At 34.0% G+C, this 23,547-nt stretch carries 28 protein-coding genes; 27 read left to right on the top strand and 1 reads right to left on the bottom strand.

Annotation, left to right across the window (positions count from 1 at the left end):
* The first annotated feature begins 5 nt into the window (after positions 1–5).
* The 4 genes from M666_RS05475 to M666_RS05460 all read left to right on the top strand — a co-directional run bounded on the left by M666_RS05475 (position 6) and on the right by M666_RS05460 (position 4,531).
* Complete coding sequence (locus M666_RS05475; protein ID WP_029447431.1) at positions 6–1,457, top strand: SusD/RagB family nutrient-binding outer membrane lipoprotein; 1,452 nt, start codon at positions 6–8, stop codon at positions 1,455–1,457.
* Between the two features lie 4 nt (positions 1,458–1,461).
* Positions 1,462–2,517 carry a nucleoside hydrolase gene (locus M666_RS05470; RefSeq protein ID WP_029447432.1) on the top strand — a complete coding sequence of 352 codons (1,056 nt, stop codon included), beginning with the start codon at positions 1,462–1,464 and terminating at the stop codon, positions 2,515–2,517.
* Position 2,518: 1 nt separating this feature from the next.
* Complete coding sequence (locus M666_RS05465; protein ID WP_029447433.1) at positions 2,519–3,505, top strand: phosphotransferase; 987 nt, start codon at positions 2,519–2,521, stop codon at positions 3,503–3,505.
* A gap of 243 nt (positions 3,506–3,748) precedes the next feature.
* Positions 3,749–4,531 (top strand): patatin-like phospholipase family protein, encoded by a 783-nt coding sequence (locus M666_RS05460; protein WP_025616226.1) that lies wholly within the window; start codon positions 3,749–3,751, stop codon positions 4,529–4,531.
* A gap of 62 nt (positions 4,532–4,593) precedes the next feature.
* Here the strand turns inward: M666_RS05460 and M666_RS05455 are convergent, their stop codons facing one another.
* Positions 4,594–5,643, bottom strand: a complete 1,050-nt coding sequence (locus M666_RS05455) for a ferredoxin--NADP reductase (RefSeq protein ID WP_029447434.1) — start codon at positions 5,641–5,643, stop codon at positions 4,594–4,596.
* A gap of 130 nt (positions 5,644–5,773) precedes the next feature.
* Between M666_RS05455 and M666_RS05450 the strand changes: the two genes are divergently transcribed.
* The 23 genes from M666_RS05450 (at position 5,774) to M666_RS05345 (ending at position 23,516) form a co-directional block, all read left to right on the top strand.
* Positions 5,774–6,112 carry a PadR family transcriptional regulator gene (locus tag M666_RS05450; protein WP_029447435.1) on the top strand — a complete coding sequence of 113 codons (339 nt, stop codon included), beginning with the start codon at positions 5,774–5,776 and terminating at the stop codon, positions 6,110–6,112.
* A 10-nt stretch (positions 6,113–6,122) separates the two neighbouring features.
* Positions 6,123–6,752, top strand: a complete 630-nt coding sequence (locus M666_RS05445; protein WP_029447436.1) for a hypothetical protein — start codon at positions 6,123–6,125, stop codon at positions 6,750–6,752.
* Between the two features lies 1 nt (position 6,753).
* Positions 6,754–7,425, top strand: coding sequence for a hypothetical protein (locus M666_RS05440; protein ID WP_029447437.1), 672 nt, complete (start codon positions 6,754–6,756; stop codon positions 7,423–7,425).
* A 1-nt stretch (position 7,426) separates the two neighbouring features.
* The gene (locus tag M666_RS05435) at positions 7,427–8,119 is read left to right on the top strand and encodes a hypothetical protein (protein ID WP_029447438.1); all 693 of its coding nucleotides are present in this window, start codon (positions 7,427–7,429) and stop codon (positions 8,117–8,119) included.
* A gap of 44 nt (positions 8,120–8,163) precedes the next feature.
* Complete coding sequence (locus M666_RS05430; RefSeq protein ID WP_029447439.1) at positions 8,164–9,636, top strand: DUF5687 family protein; 1,473 nt, start codon at positions 8,164–8,166, stop codon at positions 9,634–9,636.
* Between the two features lie 25 nt (positions 9,637–9,661).
* Positions 9,662–10,357, top strand: coding sequence for an ABC transporter ATP-binding protein (locus tag M666_RS05425; RefSeq protein ID WP_029447440.1), 696 nt, complete (start codon positions 9,662–9,664; stop codon positions 10,355–10,357).
* A gap of 282 nt (positions 10,358–10,639) precedes the next feature.
* Positions 10,640–10,789, top strand: coding sequence for a peptidase m28 (locus M666_RS20340; protein WP_151198034.1), 150 nt, complete (start codon positions 10,640–10,642; stop codon positions 10,787–10,789).
* A complete protein-coding gene (locus tag M666_RS05420) occupies positions 10,755–11,228 on the top strand; it encodes a hypothetical protein (RefSeq protein ID WP_151198033.1) in 474 nt (157 codons plus the stop codon). The genes M666_RS20340 and M666_RS05420 overlap by 35 nt, the downstream gene beginning before the upstream one ends.
* Positions 11,203–11,505 carry a hypothetical protein gene (locus tag M666_RS05415; RefSeq protein WP_029447442.1) on the top strand — a complete coding sequence of 101 codons (303 nt, stop codon included), beginning with the start codon at positions 11,203–11,205 and terminating at the stop codon, positions 11,503–11,505. Before M666_RS05420 ends, M666_RS05415 begins: the two co-directional genes overlap by 26 nt.
* A 348-nt stretch (positions 11,506–11,853) precedes the next feature.
* A complete protein-coding gene (gene porW / locus M666_RS05410; protein WP_029447443.1) occupies positions 11,854–14,409 on the top strand; it encodes a type IX secretion system periplasmic lipoprotein PorW/SprE in 2,556 nt (851 codons plus the stop codon).
* Between the two features lie 3 nt (positions 14,410–14,412).
* Positions 14,413–14,838, top strand: a complete 426-nt coding sequence (locus M666_RS05405; protein WP_024482288.1) for a bactofilin family protein — start codon at positions 14,413–14,415, stop codon at positions 14,836–14,838.
* A complete protein-coding gene (locus tag M666_RS05400; protein WP_013550338.1) occupies positions 14,816–15,043 on the top strand; it encodes an AtpZ/AtpI family protein in 228 nt (75 codons plus the stop codon). Before M666_RS05405 ends, M666_RS05400 begins: the two co-directional genes overlap by 23 nt.
* 4 nt (positions 15,044–15,047) lie before the next feature.
* Positions 15,048–15,425 carry a DUF6168 family protein gene (locus tag M666_RS20885; protein ID WP_226989953.1) on the top strand — a complete coding sequence of 126 codons (378 nt, stop codon included), beginning with the start codon at positions 15,048–15,050 and terminating at the stop codon, positions 15,423–15,425.
* A gap of 93 nt (positions 15,426–15,518) precedes the next feature.
* Positions 15,519–16,715, top strand: coding sequence for a F0F1 ATP synthase subunit A (gene atpB / locus M666_RS05390; protein ID WP_029447445.1), 1,197 nt, complete (start codon positions 15,519–15,521; stop codon positions 16,713–16,715).
* A 40-nt stretch (positions 16,716–16,755) separates the two neighbouring features.
* A complete protein-coding gene (gene atpE, locus M666_RS05385) occupies positions 16,756–16,944 on the top strand; it encodes an ATP synthase F0 subunit C (protein WP_013550335.1) in 189 nt (62 codons plus the stop codon).
* 96 nt (positions 16,945–17,040) lie between these two features.
* Positions 17,041–17,538 carry a F0F1 ATP synthase subunit B gene (locus M666_RS05380; RefSeq protein ID WP_029447446.1) on the top strand — a complete coding sequence of 166 codons (498 nt, stop codon included), beginning with the start codon at positions 17,041–17,043 and terminating at the stop codon, positions 17,536–17,538.
* A 4-nt stretch (positions 17,539–17,542) separates the two neighbouring features.
* Positions 17,543–18,082: an ATP synthase F1 subunit delta gene (atpH, locus tag M666_RS05375; RefSeq protein WP_029447447.1), complete on the top strand. Its 540-nt coding sequence runs from the start codon at positions 17,543–17,545 to the stop codon at positions 18,080–18,082.
* A gap of 56 nt (positions 18,083–18,138) precedes the next feature.
* Positions 18,139–19,719: a F0F1 ATP synthase subunit alpha gene (gene atpA / locus M666_RS05370; RefSeq protein WP_029447448.1), complete on the top strand. Its 1,581-nt coding sequence runs from the start codon at positions 18,139–18,141 to the stop codon at positions 19,717–19,719.
* Between the two features lie 87 nt (positions 19,720–19,806).
* Positions 19,807–20,670: an ATP synthase F1 subunit gamma gene (gene atpG / locus M666_RS05365; RefSeq protein WP_029447449.1), complete on the top strand. Its 864-nt coding sequence runs from the start codon at positions 19,807–19,809 to the stop codon at positions 20,668–20,670.
* Positions 20,671–21,018: 348 nt separating this feature from the next.
* Complete coding sequence (locus M666_RS05360) at positions 21,019–21,852, top strand: alpha/beta fold hydrolase (protein WP_029447450.1); 834 nt, start codon at positions 21,019–21,021, stop codon at positions 21,850–21,852.
* Positions 21,853–21,858: 6 nt separating this feature from the next.
* Positions 21,859–22,359, top strand: coding sequence for an RNA polymerase sigma factor (locus M666_RS05355; RefSeq protein ID WP_029447451.1), 501 nt, complete (start codon positions 21,859–21,861; stop codon positions 22,357–22,359).
* Positions 22,346–22,900 (top strand): hypothetical protein, encoded by a 555-nt coding sequence (locus tag M666_RS05350; protein ID WP_029447452.1) that lies wholly within the window; start codon positions 22,346–22,348, stop codon positions 22,898–22,900. Before M666_RS05355 ends, M666_RS05350 begins: the two co-directional genes overlap by 14 nt.
* A gap of 97 nt (positions 22,901–22,997) precedes the next feature.
* The gene (locus M666_RS05345) at positions 22,998–23,516 is read left to right on the top strand and encodes a hypothetical protein (protein ID WP_029447453.1); all 519 of its coding nucleotides are present in this window, start codon (positions 22,998–23,000) and stop codon (positions 23,514–23,516) included.
* The last annotated feature ends 31 nt before the right edge of the window (positions 23,517–23,547 follow it).

The raw sequence follows: 23,547 nt of genomic DNA, 5'->3' as shown, positions 1-23,547 counted from the left end.
GAAAAATGAAAAATTATATAAAGCTACTTCTAGCACTATTGGTATCTGGCACCGTTATTACGGCGTGTACGGATGATTTTAATGAAATAAATGAAAACAATAATAATCCAGAAACGGTAAGTCCGCAATTTTTATTAACGAATGTACTATCTGTTTCATCAGATTTAAATGCCTACGAACAAGGGTTTAGACAGTCTAATTATTTAGCCCAATTCTCGGCAAGTATAGAATTTGAACGTATTGATCGTTATGAAATGGGCTCTAATAGCGAATACTGGAATTCCATTTTCAGATTACTTTCAGATATTCAATCTATAAAAGCCTCTACAGCCTCTAATGAAGCCTACAATGCGGTAGGTGATATTATGCAGAGTTATTTATTCTCACAACTCACAGATTTATGGAATGACGTACCTTATACAGAAGCTTTAGGTGCTTTAGATGGTGCATTTTTACCAAAGTACGATACACAAGAGAGTATTTATACAGATCCACAAACTGGGATTATTGCCGTGCTACAGAAATCGGTTGCTACCTTAGAAAATAGCAACGCCACTATTGAAGGTGATGTCTTATTCAATGGCGATTTAACCAAGTGGGTAAAATTTGCTAACTCTTTACAAGTGCGTTACCTATTGCGTATTAGCAAAAGGAGTACCGATTTTAGTACACTCCAAGCCTTGGCAGATTCTGGAAACCTAATGCAATCAAATGCAGATAATGCCGTAATACCTTATTTAAGTTCTGCCCCCAATCAGTTTCCTTTATTCAACGCCTCATCGGGTACGTATAATGAACACCGCATGACCGCAACAGTAGACTCTATTCTGAAATCCTGGAATGATCCACGCATGATGGTACTTTACAGTGCTTCTCCTGCTACTAGCAGCAATACAACACCAGAATATAATGGCTTAGTAAATGGGCAGTCCACAAACACCATTGCAAGTAGTGGCGTAGATTTAAATAACATTTCTTTATTTGGAAGTATTTTCCGCGATGCGCCAGATGGTGTAGATGCACAATACATGCAATACTCAGAAACACAATTTGCCTTGGCAGAAGCTGTTGCTAGAGGTTTTATCTCTGGAGATGTTAATACCTATTATGAAAACGCTATAACGGCAAGTTTTGATTATTACAACACTGTTGTACCTGCAGATTATTTTACAAGACCTGAAATAGCGTTAGATGGGAGTGAAACTGATCTTACTAAGATACTAGCTCAGAAATGGTTTAGTCTAATTTCTGTTGGGCACGAAGCTTGGTTCAATGTACGTAGAACAGGTATACCTAATTTAAAAGCAGGACCCGATAATTTTAATGAAGGAAAATATCCCGTTCGGTATTTATATCCAGAATCAGAACAAGCTTCAAACAATGCAAATTATCAAGAGGCATCGTCAAGAATTGGCGGAGACAATATAAACAGTAAAGGTTGGTGGGAAAAAGAATAAACTTATGAGAAATAAAATTAATCTAATCGGTATTTTATTAGTGGTTACAATGTTCAGTGCTTGTAATTCTGAGAAAAAGAAGGACGTTAAAGCAACAGAGCCTATTAAAACAGAAACCCAAACTGCAGAAAAGATTGAAGGCAAAAAAATGGTGTGGATTGATGCTGATCTAGCCGTTGGCAAGAAAAACATCAATAGACCTGGCTATTCTGATGTTGACGATGGCTATGCTGTGTTGCAATTATTAAATGCCGAAAATGTAGAAATAAAAGGGATGAGTACCGTTTTTGGCAATACCAATATTGAAAATGCGTTTAGCATAGGAAATTATATTAACCAAGAGTTTATGGAACAGAAAATTTCTGTCTTTAAAGGTTCGGGAGTACCTATTGACCTCAACAATGTAGAAACAAATGATGCTGTAGAGGCATTAGCAAGTGCTCTTAAAAAAGAACCTATGACCATTTTAGCCATAGGTCCTGCTACAAACATTGGTCTCTTAGTGTTGAAATATCCAGAACTGAAATCGCAAATCAAAGAAGTAGTTTTAGTGGCGGGTCGTAGAACTTCAAATGATATTTTTAATATTGGAACAAAAGGTGTTAAGGCTAAAGATTTGAATTTTGATTTAGACAATGCTGCATTTCAGGTCCTTTTAGATTATAAAGTGCCCGTAGTATTATGTCCGTTTGAAATTTCCAGTAAAGTTTGGATTGAACAACAAGATTTAGATACGCTCAAAACCTACAACACGCCTATGAATTGGTTGGCGACAGCATCGCAACCTTGGCTAGAACAATGGAAAACTCAAGGAGCAACAGGGTTTAACCCTTTTGACGCTTTGGCAAGTCATTATATTATAGCACCAGAAGATATTGTTTCTGAGCCTTTACTAGCACGTTTAGAACTACATCTTGATGATACCCTAAACGAAAATGACAAACAAGTATTCAAACAATACCTACTTTGTGATGACACCAAAGGAACCCCTGTAAAATATTGCTTTGATGTGGTACCTGATTACCATCAAAAATTAATAGCTAGTTATAAAAATAAGTAAGGTGATAAAACTCAATAATACTATAGCAGCACTAAGTTCATACCTTCATTCAAAGGAATGGCTTTATGAAGATGAAACTATTCTCTCTGCAGAAAAGCCAGGAGATGGTAATATGAATTTTACACTGCGGATTACCACCAACAGAAGGTCATTTATCATCAAACAAAGTCGGGAATATGTGGAAAAGTACCCACAAGTTGCAGCACCTTCTGAACGCGTTTTACGGGAAGCAGAATTTTATAAACTAGCCGGAACCGTACCTCAGCTTAAATTAATGATGCCTAACGTTATTGGTTTAGATCAAGAAAACAGCATTATGCTAATGGATGATTTAGGAAAAGGCCTAGACTACTCTTATCTTTATGAGGATGGAAAGGTTATTTCTGAAGCAGATTTACTAACGGTTATCTATTTTATTGCAAAACTACATACCGCTATAAATTCTGAAACTACATCCCAGAGAATAGTCAACAAAAATATGCGTGAGTTAAATCATGAGCACATTTTTAAGTATCCTTATTTAAAGGAAAACGGAATAAATTTAGATGATATTTTACCCGGTCTACAGGAAGAGGCTAACACTCTAAAACAAGACGATAAATTAAAAAAAGCAGTACTGGCTCTAGGTAAACTTTATTTAGCTAATGGCACTGTATTGTTGCATGGCGATTACTTTCCTGGCAGTTGGCTCAAAAGAGCTTCTGGAGTACGCATAATAGATCCCGAGTTTTGCTTTTTTGGAATACCAGAATTTGAAATAGGAGTTACTATTGCACATTTGAAAATGGCAGATCAACCAGAAGAGTTAATTAAAAAAGCTCTAAGACATTATAAAAATTCATGCAGCTTAGATGAAGAGTTATGCGAGAAATTTGTAGCGGTAGAAATCATAAGAAGAATTATTGGCCTAGCACAATTACCTTTACAAATACCGCTAAAAAAACGAGTTGAATTATTAAAAGAGGCACGAAAAACACTTATCAACTAGGTAACTAAAATTATTCCTAGCAGTACACCAAAACCAACTGATTAGTTGGTTTTGGTGTACTGCAAAAATGCTCATCTACACACATACCTCTGCGAGCACCTGTATTTCATCGATGAACCACCTATTTACTTCAGATAAATGGAATACTCCACATTTAACAAACCAAACGGTCTGAAAAAATTAAGTCTTAAACGGCTATTTTATAGTAAATTTGAACGAAGTGCTTTCAAATTATAGCTATTTATGACCAAAGAATTGTCAAGTAATCAATCAATCGGACTTGTATTATCAGGTGGAGGTGTAAGAGGCATGGCGCACATTGGACTTATTAAAGCCATGAAAGAATTTGACATAGAAGCAAAGTACGTTACAGGAAGTAGCGTAGGCGCCTTAGTAGGTGCTTTATATGCCAATGGAAACTCTATTGATGATATGCTGAGTTTTTTCAAAACGACCCCCTTATTTAATTATCAGTTTTTAACTATCGCAAAGGCCGGCTTCATGGATACGGATAAATACATTCGGTTTTTTAAAGCATATTTCCCAGAAGACACCTTTGAAGCTTTAGGAAAAGAATTACATATTGTAGCAACGAATATTCAAGATGGTGATGCGGAATTTTTTTCTACAGGAGAATTAATTAGACCATTATTAGCCTCTGCTGCGTTACCGCCTGTATTTAGCCCAATTGAAATAAATGGGCAATTATATGCAGATGGTGGAATCATGAATAATTTTCCATCAGAACCCTTATATGACAAATGTGATTATATCATTGGCAGTAATGTTTCGATCGTGAGTAAGCTTGAAAAAAAAGACCTAAAAAACTCTTATCAATTAACGGGTAGAGTAACGGGTTTGATGATTTATGCTGCTTCAAAAGCCAAGCTAAAATCATGTAATTTGTTATTTGAATCTTCAGAATTAGAACATATTGGCATGTTAGACCGTAAGGCCATCGAGAAAGCCTATACACTAGGGTATGATCATGCATGTAGGCAATTTGAAGCGCTAGTTAAAGCATAAAAAAACAGGAATAAAATGCAAGCATTCCTATTCCTGTTCACTAAAATTTTACAACTTAAAAGCTATACATCATCAAAATCTACTTTCAGTGTTGCTGTTAATGGATGCGCTTGGCAAGTAAGGATTAAGCCTTCTGCAATTTCACCATCAGTTAATATTTGATTCTTTACCATCTCTGCTTTTCCTTCTGTCACACGAGCAATACAACTACTGCAAACTCCGCCTTGACAAGAATAAGGAGCATCTATATTTTCTTTAAGTACCGCATCTAAAACTAACATTTTTTTGTCCATTGAGAACGAAAATGTTTCATCATCAACCACCACCTCTACCTTAGTAGCACCATCTAAGCTTTCCGCCATAGTATCTACGGTTTCTGAAGCTGTAAAAAGTTCAAAATGAATTTTATCTTTAGCAATGTTGGCGGCTTGCAAGGTTTCTGAAACCAGATCGATCATTTCTTCTGGCCCACATAAGTAGAAAGCATCAAATGAAGTATCTTTAAATTTATTCTTAACAATATAATTTACAGTAGAGCCTTCTATTCTACCAAAAAGAGCACCCTCTTGATTAACTCTACTAAACACATGTTGTACAAAAAAACGATTTGCATACTGTTTTTGTAAAGCCTCTAGTTCTTTGGAAAACATAACCTCGTCCGCATTTTGGTTTCCATACACCAACACAAAGGTGCTATTAAGGTGACTCTTTAATACGGTCTCCGCAATACTCATAATAGGTGTAATTCCACTACCCGCCACAAAACCAGCAACATGCTTAGCAGCATTGCTAGGTTGAAATATAAAACGACCTTCCGGAGGCATTACCTCTAAAACATCGCCGACTTTTATCTTATCATTCGCATATACCGAAAAGGTACCATCTGTTATCTTCTTAACACCTACGGTTATTTTTCCTGATGCCGGAACAGAAGATATCGAATAAGCTCTTCTAACTTCAACACCATTTATTTCCTTACTAATAGTAATATATTGACCCGCACTAAAAGTAAAGGTATCTTTTAATTCATCTGGAATAGCAAAAGTAATCGCTACAGAACTCGCAGTTAAGGGCTGTACATTAGAAACTTTTAAAGAATGAAAATCGCTCATGGATATTAATTTTCTGTAAAATTAAGCAAAGGCGAAACCATATAAAACTGAAAAAGCGTAAAATAACATACCTAAGAATCTTATACATAAGAAAATTATGTATATTTGAAATTAAAGGAGGTAATATAAAATGGGGAATTCAAAATTGTACAAAGGGAGTTTAAATACCATCATCTTAAAACTTTTAGATGAGCAAGGTAAGATGTATGGCTATGAAATAACGCAGAAAGTAAAAGCTCTTACCAAAGGGGAGCTAAACATTACAGAAGGAGCACTCTATCCGGCATTGCATAAATTAGAAGCTGAAGGCCTACTAGACGTAGAGGTCGCAAAAGTTGACAATAGATTACGCAAATATTATAGACTCACCAAACTTGGTGAAAAAGAAACCGTAAATAGATTAGCCGAACTAGAAGAGTTTATACGAAGTATGCAAAATTTGGTAAACCCAGACTGGAATATCACTTAACAGTTTTATTGTGAAATTAGAAAAGAAAGAAATACAATTCATAAATACCTACCTCCAAAACTCCGAAATTGAGTTTACGGATGTAAGAATGGAAATGGTAGATCATGTTGCCTCTGAGGTTGAAAATAAAATGAAAAGTGAAGATTTAGATTTCTACCATGCTTTCAAGAATTACATGATGCTGTATAAAAAAGAACATCAAAAAACTAACATCGAATTTAAGAAGGTAACAGATAAAAGAATACTAAAAGAAATCATATCATTTTACCAAACACCAGCGTCTATACTCCTATTAATTACCATGTTTAGTTTCTTAAAAATAGTAGGCGTTAATTATGATCTAAATTATTTTTTAAAATTTGGACCTGCAATTATTTTAATCGGCCTAACAATCTATTATTTCAGTATTCGCTTTTATTTAGGCAGAAAAGAACGCTATTCAGGTATAGAAAGATTAAGTATTATACTAAACTTATTTATACAGATGCATCAATTTTTACTCTACTCTTTAACCGAATTTGAAACGAATAGTAATTTAAATATTCTATTGCTCTCATTTGATTGCACTTTAGTCTACTTATTTATCGCACTCATAAATAAGTATAACCTAAAATACACCACTCTTTATAAAAAAATATAATATGAATTACTTAAGAGAAGACCAACTTTTAAACATAGAAACTTACTTGAATCAAAAAGACCTGACTCAAATTGATTTGAGAAATGAAGTTTTAGACCATATAGCCAATAGTATAGAAACCAAAATGGACTCTAAAAATCGCTCTTTTGAAGAAGCTTTTAGTAAAGAAGTAATAACATGGAATAAAGAATTAAGTAATTACTCAAGTTGGTGGCTGGGAATTGCGTGGATTGGCCCAAAAATCATGATGAAAAAATGTGTGGAGATTCTAAAACGTTTTTATTTCAAGATGCTTCTTTTCACTTTATTAAGTACTCTAATCTTGTATTTGCTCTTACAATTTGTTGGCGACGTCTTAGCTTTTAGCAATATTGATAAACTATTTGGACTATTATTTTTCGCAAGCAGTATGATCTTATGTTACTTTGGATATCAAATTAAAACCACTAAATATAAAACTTCATTTAGTTTTTTATTTAATAGACATTGTTTTCCTTTTATTTTGTTTTACTTAGTAATTAATCCATTTGTTCTTGAAACCCATTCTATTTTTATAGAAGATAGAATTAACATTATTGTACTAGCCTGCAATACTCTCGCTGTTTCCAATATGGCATTTTCTTATTTTCTATTAAAATCACATATGCAAGTCAAAAAAATAAAAATGGCCTAGCATGAATAAATTAACTGAAGAACAAATACAAGAGCTTTATTCATTTACACGCGATCATTTTGTGTATCACTTTGACCTACAAACAGAATTAGTAGACCATTTAGCTAACGGAATAGAAGTTTTACTTCTACAACATCCAAACTTGTCGTTTAATGAAGCACTACAAATGGAGTTTAAAAAATTTGGTGTGTTTGGTTTTCAAGAGGTAGTTGAAGAACGCCGAAAAGCCTTGAATAAAAAATACTTGAAAATTATTTTTAATTTTTATAAGGCATACTTTACAATACCTAAAATTATGCTTACTGTAATTCTGACGATACTACTTTATACAACACTCAGTAGTTTTACTCCAAACTACCAAAATTCAATAATTATGGGTCTATACTTAAGCTTTTTTGCAATAGCGTTTATAAGACTTATAAAGTATAATACAATCCTAAAAAAGAAAAAACACAAATGGATGTTAGAAGAAATATTACTTACTCAGATGGGATTATTCAGCTTATTTCAATTACCCATCCATATTTTAAATATGCCAGTTGAAATTGAAAGTTCATACTTCTTAGGCTTAATGAGCTTTTTTAATGTGTCCATTATAATTCTATTTTATGTGATGGTATTTCAAATACCATCAAAAGCAGAAGATTTACTAGAAAAAACTTATCCTGAATATAAATTGACAAAAACCTTGTAACATTTAAAGGTATTATAATACTTACATAACATAAATACACCATCATGTTCAAATATTTTATAACACTACAATGGAAATCATTCTTTAGAGCGGCTTCTTTAAAAAGTAGTATCGCCATTAAAATTCTAATGGGTTTTGCCGCTGTATACATGACTGCAATCTTTATTGGAATGGGTATTGGTGCCTACTTTGTTATTGAAGACATGAACATTGGTGATCCTTTTGATGTCATCAACAAATTCATAATTTACTACCTAATTATAGATCTTGTTTTTCGGTATATGCTCCAAAAAATGCCTGTAACCAATATAAAACCACTACTCTACCTACCGATTAAGAAAAGCCAAGTGGTAAATTTTTCGCTTGCAAAAACAATAGTATCTTATTTTAATTGGTCTCATGCGTTCTTTTTCATCCCTCTTTCTATAGTACTATTGACTAAAGGGTATTCTGCAACTGGAATTATTGGTTGGCATCTAGCCCTAATCGCTATTATCTATTGCAACAATTTCATCAATGTTCTCGTAAACAACAAGGATAGTATTTTTTATCCATTGGTGGGATTAATGGCTATTTTAGGATTATTTCAATATTTACAATGGTTTGATATAACGACGTATACTGCACCATTTTTCAATGCGCTCTACTCCTTACCATGGATTTCTATTATTCTTTGGTTGCTAGCCTTTGGCTTATACTATGCCGCCTTCAACTATTTTAAAAAGAACTTATACTTAGATGCAGGATTGCAGACCAAGCAAACCATCGCTAAAACAGAAGATTTAAGTTGGTTGAATAGATTTGGGAATTTAGGCACCTTCTTAAAAAACGACATCAAACTAATAAAAAGAAATAAACGCTCTAAAATGGCGGTGATTACGAGTTTCTTTTTCATATTCTACGGATTCCTATTTTTCACAGGAACTATAGAAGCGTATGATGGTCCAATCTGGCGCATATTTGCAGGTATTTTCATCTCAGGCGGATTCCTTTTTAGTTTCGGGCAATTTGTACCCAGTTGGGACAGTTCTTATTACCCCCTAATGATGTCACAAAACATTAAATACAAAGAATACCTAAATTCTAAATGGTATTTGATGGTGATTGCCACTATTATTAGCACCATCATTGCCTCTTTCTATTTGTACTTTGGTTTAGATGCTTATTTGGCTGTACTTGTCGGGGCCATTTATAATATAGGCGTAAATTCTTATGTAGTTCTACTAGGCGGCGCCTATACAAGGACTCCAATAGATTTAACCTCTGCAAAAAAAGCTTTTGGAGACAAACAGTCATTTAATTTAAAAACAGTAATGCTTACCATGCCTAAGCTTCTACTGCCCCTACTTATTTACGGAATAGGACATTATCTAATTAGTCCTACAGCAGGGTACATCTTTGTAGCTATGGCCGGTGTCTTAGGATTTGCTTTTAAAGGATTTGTCTTTAAAAAGATAGAAAAAATATACAAAAAGGAAAAATATAAAACGTTGTTAGCCTACAAACAAGTAAGCTAATTATAAAACTAAATACCACAACCGCATGATAACAGTACAAAACTTAACCAAGACCTACGGGAAGAATACCGTTTTAAATATACCCTCATTAGAAATCCCTAAAGGTCAGAGTTTTGGACTGGTAGGAAATAATGGTGCTGGTAAAACAACCTTATTTAGTTTATTATTAGACCTGATTCAGCCAACAACGGGGCATATTAATAATAATGGTGTGCAAGTAAATACAAGTGAAGATTGGAAACCCTTTACCACCGCTTTTATTGATGAAACGTTTCTAATTGGTTATTTGACTGCAGAAGAATATTTCTACTTTATTGGGGAACTAAGAGGCCAGAACAAAGCAGATGTCAATGCACTACTTTCTAATTTCCAAGACTTTTTTCATGGAGAAATTCTAGGGCAGACTAAATATTTGCGCGATCTATCAAAAGGGAATCAGAAGAAAGCAGGAATTGTAGCTTCTTTCATAGGAAATCCTGAAGTAGTAATATTAGATGAACCCTTTGCGAACCTTGATCCAACCACACAGATACGTTTAAAAGGTATTATAAAAGATTTGGCCGCAAACAATAGTGTAACGGTTTTAGTTTCTAGTCACGACCTAATTCATGTCACCGAAGTTTGCGAACGTATTGTAGTATTAAACAAAGGAGAACTGGTCAAAGATATTGAAACTTCTGAAGCGACTTTGAAGGAATTGGAGTTGTTTTTCGCTGGATAAGAGCTTAATTTTTGGTATTTAATTCACTACAATTGTTAAGAACTACACTTTAACGATAAAAAAAGCCGTTAACAAAATTTTAGCATCTTAAGATATAGATAATCAGGTGCTTATGTATTTAATCTATAATTAATTTAAAACCAACAACTTTGAGATGAACTACAAAGCAGATAAAAATATCAACAAGCTGTAGTTAAAAAAACCTAATATCATTACCGAGATAAAATAGTTTGAAGTCGGTGCAATTTATAGTTTGCGCCCTCACTAAAAAACTATTTTATTATGAAAACTTCAAGAACATTTTTATTAGCTTTAGCCATTGTAACCTTATCATTAGCATCATGTACAAATGACACTAGCGAGAATAGTGATGATAATATATACGAACAACAGGCATATGAAAGAACTGAAATCAAGATGGGAGACGTTTAATCTAAACATATGGAAAGCAATGGGTATTATTTTATGCGCATTGCTTCCTTTTGTTCATGACATCATTACTACTAGTTCTGGGGAATTACAAATATGGATTCCCAATTTAGGAATAGTTGAGGGAATAACAGATAATGATGGCCTTTTTTTAGGCTATTCCGCATACCGTATATTTTTAGCTTTAGTTGGAATGCAACTCAGTTCTTTTATTGCGTGGTTTCTTGTTTTAGATTTTTCTAAAGGTAAATCTTACAGATTTGTTTTCATATTTCCTACGGTAATAAATGGCTATCAATTACTACTTATGGTATTTAATCTACGTCAAACATCATTAAATAACTGGAATTATAAAATTTTTATCTTACTTTTGGTGGGAGTATTATTGATACTCAATTTTTACTTAACCGACAAGAATGCCAAAACCCAAACAAAAAATTAAATCTCTGAGTGCTGACTTCGTGACCTTTATGAAGTTTATCTCTAGTGAGATTAACCAAACCCTACTTAGTTTCTCTACGGTTGACCTACACCCGTCTATAGATGTAAATGATGCTGTTGAGAAGTTTAAGAAGTCTACTGCTTCTATAGAAGATTTTTGCAAGAGCTATATTCTTTCTAAAATGAATAATGATAAATCTTTTGAAGTGAATCATGATATGCTTTATGCTCAAGTTAGAATGCTAAAAAGGTCTCTTCAAAAGCAGACCAATAATTAAATGTCTACTTTCTTCCGCCTATTTTAGGATTATTTTTTTTTCTTTTTCATTACCGTTTATCGATAAAATATTTTAACCTAGAAAACAAACCAACCAGTTGGTCCATGTTTTAGAGCCAATACCATAATACTACCCATCTATCGATTTTAAAGTCAAAATCCTCGATAAATAACAAATATTTGCCCTACTAAACCCTAAAAAAATCAGTTTACAAACCACTTAGTTTGTGAAATTCGATATTTTTGACCTGATTCATTTCTATCTATTAAAAAATAAAGCGTCTTTTATCGATGAACTACATAATAATACGCATCTTTTTAAGTTTAGTAGTTAGATAAACTTAGAATATTGAAGCTTCAGTTTAAACTTATTGCCGCTCTTGTTTTTGGAGGCGTGCTTTTCAATGCATGTTCCACGAAGAAAGATGCTTTTGTAAACCGTAATTGGCACGCACTAAATACCAAGTACAATGTTTTGTACAATGGTAATATTGCCTTTGAAGAAGGTAGAGAAGAACTCAACGCCTCTTACCAAGATAATTACTGGGAGGTTTTGCCTATAGAACGCATTACCATTCGCGAAGAAATTATTTTAGATTCTGAGAATAAGAATCCAAAATTTGAAATTGCGGAAGAAAAAGCCACGAAAGCCATACAGAAACACAGTATGGAAATAAAGGATACAGAGCGTAACCCGCAAACCGACGAGGCTTTTCTTCTACTTGGAAAAACACGTTATTTTGAACAACGTTTTCTCCCGGCCCTTGAAGCCTTCAACTACATCCTAAGAAAATACCCAAAAAGCGATAAGCTTAATGAAGCTGCAATTTGGCGTGAGAAAGTTAATATTCGTTTAGAAAATGATGAGCTAGCTTTAAAAAATTTAAAAAGGCTATTTAAGTTTGAGGTTCTAGAAGACCAAGAATATGCAGATGCTAAAGCAATGATGGCACAAGCCTATATCAATTTAAGTAAAATTGATACGGCAATTCAGAATTTAAAAGTAGCCTCTTCGTACACTAAAAAAAATCCGGAAAAAGGACGCTACTATTACATTATAGGGCAACTTTACAATCAATTGGGTTATAAGGACAGTGCCAATTATGCTTTTGATAAGATAATTCACCTTAATCGTAAGTCTCCACGAGAGTATATGATCAATGCGCACCTTCAGAAAATAAATAATACCCAACTTACTCCTGAAAACAATTTAGAGATTTACGAATACTTGACTGATTTAGAAGAAGACCGTGAAAACAGACCTTTCTTAGATAAGATTTTTCGTCAAGTTGCCGAGTTTCATTTAGAAAATAAATCCGATAGTTTAGCCATAGCCTATTTTAATAAATCATTGAGAGCTACACTAAATAAGCCACAACTAAATGCGTTGAATTACGAAAATTTGGGAGAGTACAATTTTGATAGAAATGATTACAAAATTGCTGGTGCTTATTATGACAGTACCCTTGTAAACTTGCCCGAGAATACTAAAAAATTCCGCGCTATAAAGAAAAAGCTAGACAACCTAGAAGATGTTATTTATTATGAGGACGTAGTTCAGTACGCTGATAGTGTTATTACCATATACCAAATGCCAAAAGAAAAGCAATTGGTTTATTTTGGTGCTTACATAAAAGGTTTAAAAGAGAAAGATTCCCTGGCTGCTAAAAAAGAAATTGAACGTCAAAATAGAGGCATCAGTGCTTTTGCAGAGACAAAAGCCGGCAAACAAAACAAAGGCAAGTTTTATTTTTACAACATTACAAGTTTAGGGTACGGTAAAACAGATTTTAGAACCCGTTGGGGCGATCGTACGTTAGAAGATAACTGGCGCTGGTTAGATAAAGGGAAAACAACTATTTCTGAAGAAGAGTTAGTAGCAGATAATGCAGCTACTGGAAACACCGGACTTACAGAAGAGCAAAAATATTCCATAGATTTCTATATGGATCAAATCCCTACAGAAGTTGCTGTTATAGACAGTCTAAAAACAGAGCGAAATTTATCCAATTACCAATTAGGTTTAATTTATAAAGAAAAATTCAAAGAAAATCTTTTAGCATCGGGTAAATTAGAAACGGTATTAAAATCTAATCCTGAAGAACGTTTAATACTGCCTTCTAAATACAATTTGTATAAAATATATGAAGAATCTGGTAGTCCGCTTATGGCTCAGATGAAAGAAAACATTATTAACAATCACCCAGATTCTCGCTATGCAGAGATTTTACTAAATCCTAATGCGGTATTAGAAGGAGACACAGATAGCCCTGATGCTAAATATGCCGAATTATATAAGCGATTTACCAATCAGGAATATTTGCAAGTAATTACGGGTGCACAGGAAAATATTACGAAGTTTACAGGAGATCCTATTGTGCCTAAATTAGAAATGCTGAAAGCAAATGCAATCGGTAGAATTCAAGGTTATGACGCTTTTGAGGAAGCTTTAAATTATGTGGCCTTAAACTACCCTAACAATCCTGAAGGCAAAAAAGCAAAAGAAATTATTGCTGATCAATTGCCTAAATTAGCTCCTAAGGAATTCTTACAGCCCAATCCTGCTAAAAAAGCAGAAAACTGGAAGTTAGTATTCCCATTTAAAATGGACGCAACAGAACCCGTTGCTAAGCTAAAAGCAGCATTAGAAAAAGCCATAAAAGATTTAAAATATAGAAATACGGTATCTCTTGATATGTACAATTTAGAGAATAAGTTTGTTGTTGTACACGGATTTAAAACTGAAGAATACGCTCTTGGGTTTGCTGAATTAATAAAAAACAATAAAGACTATAGAATAGCGGATGAGAATTTCGTAATTTTATCTTCGAACTACAAAATTATTCAGGTTCATAAAAATTTAACGGCTTACAAAACACACACAGTAACAATCCCAAAACCGTAGAACATGTTTTCAGACAATAAAAAGCAAAAACCTAAAACAATGACAGAACTAGGAGGACAACCAAACAGAATTGAAAAAAACACTCGTATTAAAGGAGACATTATTTCTGAAGCAGATTTCAGAATTGATGGTAAGTTAGATGGGAATGTAAAAACTTCTGGAAAAGTTGTTATTGGTAAAGATGGCTATATCCACGGAAAAGTGGAATGCGTAAATGCAGATATTGAAGGAAGCTTCAATGGTGAGCTTTTAGTATCTGATCTATTATCTTTAAAATCCTCTGCCGTTATAGAAGGTGTAGTTTCTGTAGCAAAACTAGCTGTAGAACCAGGCGCAACATTTAATGCCGCTTGTACTATGGGAGGTGGTAAATTACCTTCTCAAAACAAAACAGCTAATACTGCAAATGGAACCGCAAAAGCCTCGTAAAAAAATTAACAAGGGTTTACAAACTGCAACAAAACTTTCAGGAATAGGGATCCAAATGGGCCTTACCATTTATTTAGGAAACTTATTAGGTTCTTGGCTAGACGAAAAATACGCAACAAATTATTTAGAAATTTCTATCACACTTGTTGCTATCTTTGTATCTATGTATTCCATGATACGTCAAGCCAATAACCTTAACAAATAAAGTTTTGCTCAAATCTATTTTACAATACATCATTGTATTTACCTTATTATTTCTAGTGGGTACATATACCCACTTAGCCATTCTAGACAACTCAATTCCTTTTCCTTTAGGGAAAATGTATCTTTTTCATTACCTCTTCTCCTTAGGAATCTGTATACTCTTTGCCTATCTTGCTTTTTCAGATATCCTGAAAGAACAATTAGGTTTAATATACCTAGCTGCACTTTTTTTAAAGCTAATTTTCTTTGCCATAGTATTTAAAAGCGCTGTTTTTAGCGAGACAGTTATACCCCGCATAGACCGGTTTTCTATGTTGATTCCTCTTATTCTATTTCTATTCGTAGAGGTACTATTTATCTCAAAAATTCTAAAGAAAATCTAGTTGAATAATTATTACATTAAAATTATTTGATTTTTATTTTTAATAACTACCTTTGCGCAAAATTTTAGGAAGTCAATTTTCGAAATATTTATAATGAATATAGCATCAAAATATATTACTAGAACAGCTTTATTAATTATCCTTACGTTCTCATTACAAGGGTTTTCCATGTCTGATCCAGAAAAGGAAGCTCATGTGGAGGCTACGGAAGGTAAGATAAATACTAAAGAAAGTATTGAGAACTATATTGCGCATCACCTTAAGGATGCTCATGATTTTCACTTGTATTCGTATACAACAGATGCTGGAGAAACAAAACACGTTGGCTTTCCACTACCTGTAATATTATGGTCAAGTAATGGATTAGTTACTTTTATGTCATCAGAATTTCATCATGATGATAACGGTCAAGTTATCGTAAATCGTGGCGGTTCTAAATTCACAAAATTACACAGTGTAATATATGAGTTAGACGCTAATGCAACAGCCATTAGCTTCGATGAACACCATCACCCAGAAAATGCACATAAACCTTTAGACTTCTCAATCACTAAAAGTGTTTTCGGAATGTTATTAGCTGGTTTGTTAATGATTTTAGGTTTTAGAGCCTTAGCTAGCGGTTATAAGAAAAGCCCAATCCCAACCGGATTCGCTCGTGTATTAGAGCCATTGGTATTATATGTACGTGACGAAATAGCAAGACCAAACATTGGCGAGAAGCATTACCGAAAGTTTATGGGCTTCTTATTGACCGTATTTTTCTTTATTTGGATTTTGAACTTACTAGGGTTAACGCCTTTAGGTTTTAATGTAACAGGACAAATTGCCGTAACAGTATGTTTGGCCTTATTTACCTTTTTAATCATTCAATTTAACGGAAATAAAGATTACTGGAAGCATATTTTTTGGATGCCCGGAGTTCCTGTACTTATGAAAATAGCGCTAATCCCTGTTGAGATATTAGGGATGTTAACAAAGCCATTCTCCTTATTTGTACGTTTATTTGCAAACATTACAGCAGGCCACTCAGTAGTCATGGGTATTGCAGCATTAATGATCTTATTAAAAGCACAATTTGGCACCGTTGGTGCTACAGGAATATCTGTACTATTAACCTTATTTTTAACTGTAATAGAACTATTAGTTGCCTTTTTACAAGCCTATATTTTCACCATGTTATCGTCATTATTTATTGGTATGGCTGTTGCAGAACATGATCACGAACACGAGCATGATGCTCATGGCCATGAAGTTGCCGATACAGAAGACGTAAGAGCAGATTTTATTTAACGAGAGTTTATTTTTTAATTTTAATATAAATCAATTTAGTATGTACAATTTAATTGGAGCAGGATTAATCGTAATCGGTGGTGGTATCGGTTTAGGGATGATTGGTGGTAAAGCAATGGAAGGTATTGCTCGTCAACCTGAAGCAGCTGGTAAAATCCAAACTGCGATGATCATTATCGGAGCATTATTAGAAGGTTTAGCATTCGGTGCTTTACTTTTAGGAAAATAATAATTCCCGATCAAAGCAAATTGAAGCACAGTAGTAACGGTTGGTTGCTATTGTGCTTTAAAAAATAAACTAATTAAAAACACAGAATAACATCGTATGGATATTTTTAATGATTTTCCGGTAGGCTTATTTTTCATGCAAACATTTATCTTATTAATCTTAATTGCATTAATGGTGAAATTTGCTTGGAAACCAATTTTAAATTCTTTGAACGAAAGAGAAACTGGTATTGCTGATGCACTTGCTGCTGCTGAAAAAGCCAAAAAAGAAATGCAAAACATCACTGCTGATAGTGAGCGTTTATTACAAGAAGCTCGTGCTGAAAGAGAATCAATGATTAAAGATGCACGTGAGATTAAAGATAAAATGCTAGCTGATGCTAAAGATCAAGCAAAAGCAGAAGGTGATAAAATGCTAGCCAATGCTCAAGAAGCAATTCTTAGTGAGAAAAAAGCAGCAGTTGCAGATATTAAAAATCAAGTAGCTACTTTATCTGTAGAAATTGCAGAAAAAGTAATTAAAGAACAATTAGCTAACAAAGACAAGCAATTACAATTGGTTGAGAATATGTTAGGTGATATCAAATTAAACTAGAAGCATGAGCGAATCTAGAGCTGCAATACGTTACGCAAAAGCTACCTTAGACCAGGCTGTTGAAAACAAAGCCTTAGAAGCTATGGAAGCAGACATGCGTTCTATTGTTGATACCATAAGCGAAAGCAAAGAGCTATCTGATGCTTTAAGCAGCCCTATTGTTAATAGCGCTGATAAAAAGAATATCTTGCTAGCGGTTTTCAAAGACACTAATGCAATTACAAAAGGCCTTATTGGTGTTTTAGTAGACAATAAAAGAATCTCGTTATTAAACGAAGTTGCTTTAAAGTATCTTATTATTAATGAAGATTTAAAAGGACAAGGTGTTGCGTTTGTAACTACTGCTGTGCCTTTAACAGCCGATTTAGAAAAAAAGATCCTTGACAAAGTAATAGAATTAACTGGAAAAAAAGTGGTGCTTAAAAGTACTATCGACGAAAAAATTCTAGGAGGTTTTGTTTTACGCGTAGGTGATTTACAGTACGATGCAAGCATCGCTAGTAAATTAGGAAATTTAAAAAGAGAATTTACAAACAGTTTATAATTATAATAACGTAGTCGCCGGTGTAAATTTGCGCTACAACTTATATCATTAATAACATGGCAGGAGTAAAAGCCGCTGAAGTATCAGCAATATTAAAACAGCAATTATCAGGATTTGAAGCTACAGCCTCTTTAGACGAAGTAGGTACAGTTTTACAAATTGGTGATGGTATTGCAAGAGTTTACGGATTATCTAACGTACAATATGGTGAGTTAGTAGAATTTGAAGGCGGGTTACAAGGTATCGTTCTTAACTTGGAAGAAGACAACGTTGGTGTTGTACTTTTAAGTCCTTCTAGAGACATCAAAGAAGGTACTGTGGTTAAAAGAACTCAGACTATTGCTTCTATTGAAGTTGGTGAAGGTATTGTTGGCCGTGTTGTAAATACATTAGGAAAACCAATTGATGGTAAAGGTGCTATTGCTGGTGAACTATACAAATTACCTTTAGAGCGTAAAGCTCCAGGTGTTGTTTACCGTCAACCGGTTACAGAACCATTACAAACAGGTATTAAAGCAATTGATGCTATGATTCCTGTAGGTAGAGGACAACGTGAGTTGGTTATTGGTGACCGTCAAACAGGTAAAACTACGGTTTGTATTGACGCCATCTTAAATCAAAAAGAATTTTACGATGCTGGGAAACCAGTATATTGTATATATGTTGCTATAGGTCAAAAAGCATCTACAGTAGCAAACATTGCACAAACATTAGAAGACAACGGAGCTTTAGCCTATACTACTATTGTAGCGGCTAACGCATCAGATCCTGCTTCTATGCAAGTTTACGCACCATTTGCAGGAGCTGCCATTGGAGAGTACTTTAGAGACACTGGTAGACCAGCTTTAATTATCTATGATGATTTATCTAAACAAGCGGTTGCCTACAGAGAAATTTCTCTATTATTAAGAAGACCACCAGGACGTGAAGCGTATCCAGGTGATGTTTTCTACCTACACTCTCGTTTATTAGAGCGTTCTGCAAAAATCATCGCAAATGATGCTATTGCAAAAGACATGAATGATTTACCTGATGCTTTAAAGCCTATCGTAAAAGGTGGTGGTTCTTTAACTGCATTACCAATTATTGAAACACAAGCAGGTGATGTTTCTGCATATATCCCAACAAACGTAATTTCTATTACTGATGGACAGATATTCTTAGAGCAAGATTTATTCAACCAAGGGGTACGTCCAGCAATTAACGTAGGTATATCTGTATCTCGTGTTGGTGGTAACGCCCAGATTAAATCAATGAAAAAAGTTGCAGGTACTTTAAAACTAGATCAGGCACAATTCCGTGAATTGGAAGCGTTTGCTAAGTTTGGTTCAGATTTAGATGCTGCCACATTAAACGTTATTGAAAAAGGACGTCGTAATGTTGAGATCTTAAAACAAGCACAAAACGATCCTTTTACAGTAGAAGATCAAGTTGCTATTATCTATGCGGGTTCTAAAAACTTATTAAGAGATGTTCCTGTAGAGAAAATTAAAGAGTTTGAGCGTGACTATATTGAGTTTTTAAATGCAAAGCATAGAGACACTTTAGATACTTTAAAAGCAGGTAAATTAACAGACGAAGTTATCGATGTATTAACTTCAGTTTGCAAAGATCTATCAGCGAAATATAAAAAATAATTTTAGGTATTAAGTACTCAGTATTCAGTACAAAGCGGTTCTGAACTAACATAATCACCTTGTACTGAATATTACATACTAAGAAATATGGCAAACTTAAAAGAAATACGTAACAGGATAGCATCAGTTTCTTCAACGATGCAGATTACCAGTGCCATGAAAATGGTATCTGCTGCAAAATTGAAAAAAGCACAAGATGCCATTACTGCAATGCGTCCTTATTCAGATAAGCTTACTGAACTTTTACAAAGTTTAAGTGCTAGTCTTGAAGGTGATGCTGGTAGTGTATATGCACAAAACCGTGAGGTAAATAAAGTATTGGTAGTAGCTATAACTTCAAACAGAGGTTTATGTGGCGCTTTCAATACCAACATTATCAAGCAGAGTATGCTTTTAGCAAACCAAACATATGCAGGTAAGCAGGTAGAATTTATGGCGATCGGAAAGAAAGCCAATGATATTCTTAAAAAGAAATATACCGTTATCGAAAATCATAGCTCAGTTTATGAAGATTTGACTTTTGATGCTATTTCTGCAATTGCTGAAGAATTAATGGCATTATTTACGAATGGCACTTATGACAAGATTGAAATTGTGTATAACAAGTTCAAGAATGCAGCAACTCAAATTGTAATGACTGAACAATTTTTACCGATTGTTCCTGTATCAGGAGAAGCGGCTACTGCGGCAGCTGATTATGTATATGAGCCTTCTAAGTTTGAAATTGTAGAACAATTAATACCTAAGTCTTTAAAAACACAATTATACAAAGGAGTAAGAGATTCTTTTGCTAGTGAGCATGGAGCACGTATGACAGCCATGCATAAAGCTACTGATAACGCTACTGAATTAAGAGATCAATTAAAACTGACGTATAACAAAGCTAGACAAGCTGCAATTACTAATGAAATATTAGAAATTGTTGGTGGTGCGGAAGCTTTAAGCAATTAGACGGTACGATAGTGAAGTCAAATTCAATCAATGCAAAAGCTTTAAGTAATTAGACGGAATCATAGTGAAGTCAAATTAAATTAATACAATAGCCTTAAGCAATTAGACGGAACGATAGTGAAGTCAAATTTAATTAATACAGAAGCTTTAAGCAATTAGACGGAACGATAGTGAAGTCAAATTTAACTATATAGACATCCTAAAAACACTGTCTATCAGAACAAACAAACACTTATAGAAAACCTCGCTTTTAGCGGGGTTTTTTTATACCCTAAAAATAAATACTATAAAATGATGTAACATTTTTAAACAAATGAATCTAAAGGGTACATAACTAAAACTATCACAATGAAATTAAAATTACTAGTTGCCCTTTTCGCTCTCAATTTAAACCTAAGCTTAAATGCTCAAGAATACCCATTTCAAGTGGAGGTTTCAGGAAAAGGAGAACCGATCTTGTTATTTCCAGGATTTACTTGTACAGGAGCCGTTTGGAACGATGTTATTAAAGACTTATCTAAAAATTACGAATGCCATGTATTCACCTTTGCAGGTTTTGGTGATGTGCCCGCTATAAAAACTCCATGGCTAGCTGAAATTAAGAATGGCGTTTCTAAATACATTATAGCTAAAAAATTGAAAAAACCCACCGCAATTGGTCATAGTCTTGGTGGCACCTTAGCCCTTTGGATGGCTTCAGAAAAAGATTATTTTTCTAAAATCATTTTAATTGATGCCTTGGCCTCTACCGGAGCCTTAATGATCCCCAACTTTAAAAGTGAATTTATCACCTACGACAATCCATATAATGCTCAGCTCTTAAAAATGAACGCTGAAGAATTTTCAACCATGGCACAACAAATGGCACAGGGAATGACTATGAATACCGAGAAAAGACAACAAATTGTAGAATGGATGGTACAAGCAGATAGAAATACTTATGTTAATGGCTATACCGATTTACTGAAGCTAGACTTAAGGGAAACTATCGCCACTGTAAAAACTCCAATTACAATTTTAGCCGCAACACAACCTTACGGCGAAGAAACCGTTAAGCAAACCTATCAAGCGCAATACAAAAACTTAGAGGACTATACTATAAAATTTGCACCTAAGTCAGCCCACTTCATTATGTTTGACCAGCCCGAATGGTTAATAAAAGAAATTAAGCTAGCATTATAATCCCGCATGAAGCATTTAGAGGACCATTTTAAAGCTATTTACCAAGATAACCACCCTAAGGTATACCGAATGTGCTTAGGATACGCGTCAGGTGATCTTATGCTCGCTAATGATTTTGTTCAAGAAGTATTTATAAAAGTTTGGGAGCATCTTCCCAACTTTAGGAATGATGCTTCTATTTCTACATGGATATACAGAATTACGGTAAATACCTGCTTGTTAAGTTTAAGAAAAAAAAAGAATATCCCATTGTCCAAAATACTGGGTACGGTAGAAATTCAAAATCCTGAAAATGAATTACAAGACAAGGAAAAAAAATTTCAAACACTCTATCAATGTATAGACCAACTCAGCAAAGACAATAAAAGCATCATTTTATTAGAATTGGAAGGAATACCGCAAAAAGAAATTGCTAGCATCATGGGAATAAGCCACGAAGCCATTACAATCCGAATTCACAGAATAAAAAATGAATTAACTAAATGTGTACAAAATGAAAGCATTTGAAGAACTAAAAACACAGTGGGCCGAGCAAGATATTATAGCCACTCCAAGCGAAGGACATAAAGCCATTTTAAAAAAGGTGAATTCCATAAAGAAAAAACAAAAACTAACCAATGGAATATTAACGACTACAGTAATTATACTTGTAGCGTTCTTCATATATATAGCAGCATATAATCAAAGTATGACAGCTATAGGCCTGGCCTTAATGATTACAGCATTAGTAATAAGAATACTAATTGAGCTGATAAGTACCAAAAAAATAAGAAACTTAGAAATCGCCGCAAAAGCAAGTGCATATAAGAAAAATGTAGCCTTATATTATCAAGAGCGCAAAAAAATACATTTTATATGGACTCCTATTTTAATAGTGGTTTACATACTGGGCTTTGTGCTTCTATTACCTTCTTTTAAAGAAAATTTATCTCCGGGATTTTTTCTTTACATAACAATTTCATTTCCCATTATAATGACTGTTTTAAGCACATTTATATACAAGAAAATAAGTTTTGAACTTAATCTATTGCAGCAATTGAAGCAGTAAGGTCCAAAAGAATTTAATACTGAAAATTTTAATTCCTTAACCAATTGGCATCACTTTTGAATATATTCGTGTCATAAGATAATTTAAACTGTTAGAAATGAAAAACTTAGTATACATCTATTTCATTGCATTACTTGGACTTGGAAGCTGTGCATCACAAAAGAACATGGAAGCTAAACCTCCTTTTGTTATTGATCATCCCACTTCTCAAAAATGGGTTGGAGGCAAAGAAGAAAGTGCTACTGGAATTGACGTTGTCTTACCAATCACGCAGATAATGGATGAAAATGTATCTTTTCAGCACCTCTATTTTAGAGGACACGTAACCACAGTAAAAAAAGAAATTATTGATGGCAAACAATTTGTAAGTGCTAAAATTACGATCAATAAAATTCCAAGGCCCGATATTATCCTGCATGCAGATCCAAGGAAAGAAGTAGGCAACCAACCTCCGCACTTGAAGAAAGAGCCTATAGCCGAATACCCTTATGAGTTAGACAATGATGAGGCGGTACTTTCTTATATAGAAAATGACGGTAAAAAAGTTAAATACACTAAAATTAGTAAGATTAAAGAAAAACAGCCCTTACTATATTCTAGCAAACCAAGGAACTAACTTTGTAGAGAGCGTTTAAATACCTACTTTT

Origin of the sequence: Cellulophaga baltica 18, assembly GCF_000468615.2 — a bacterium.
GTDB classification, from domain to species: Bacteria; Bacteroidota; Bacteroidia; order Flavobacteriales; family Flavobacteriaceae; genus Cellulophaga; species Cellulophaga baltica.
The sequence above is the reverse complement of the archived record's forward strand: the minus strand, read 5'-3'. Positions and strand labels throughout refer to the sequence as shown.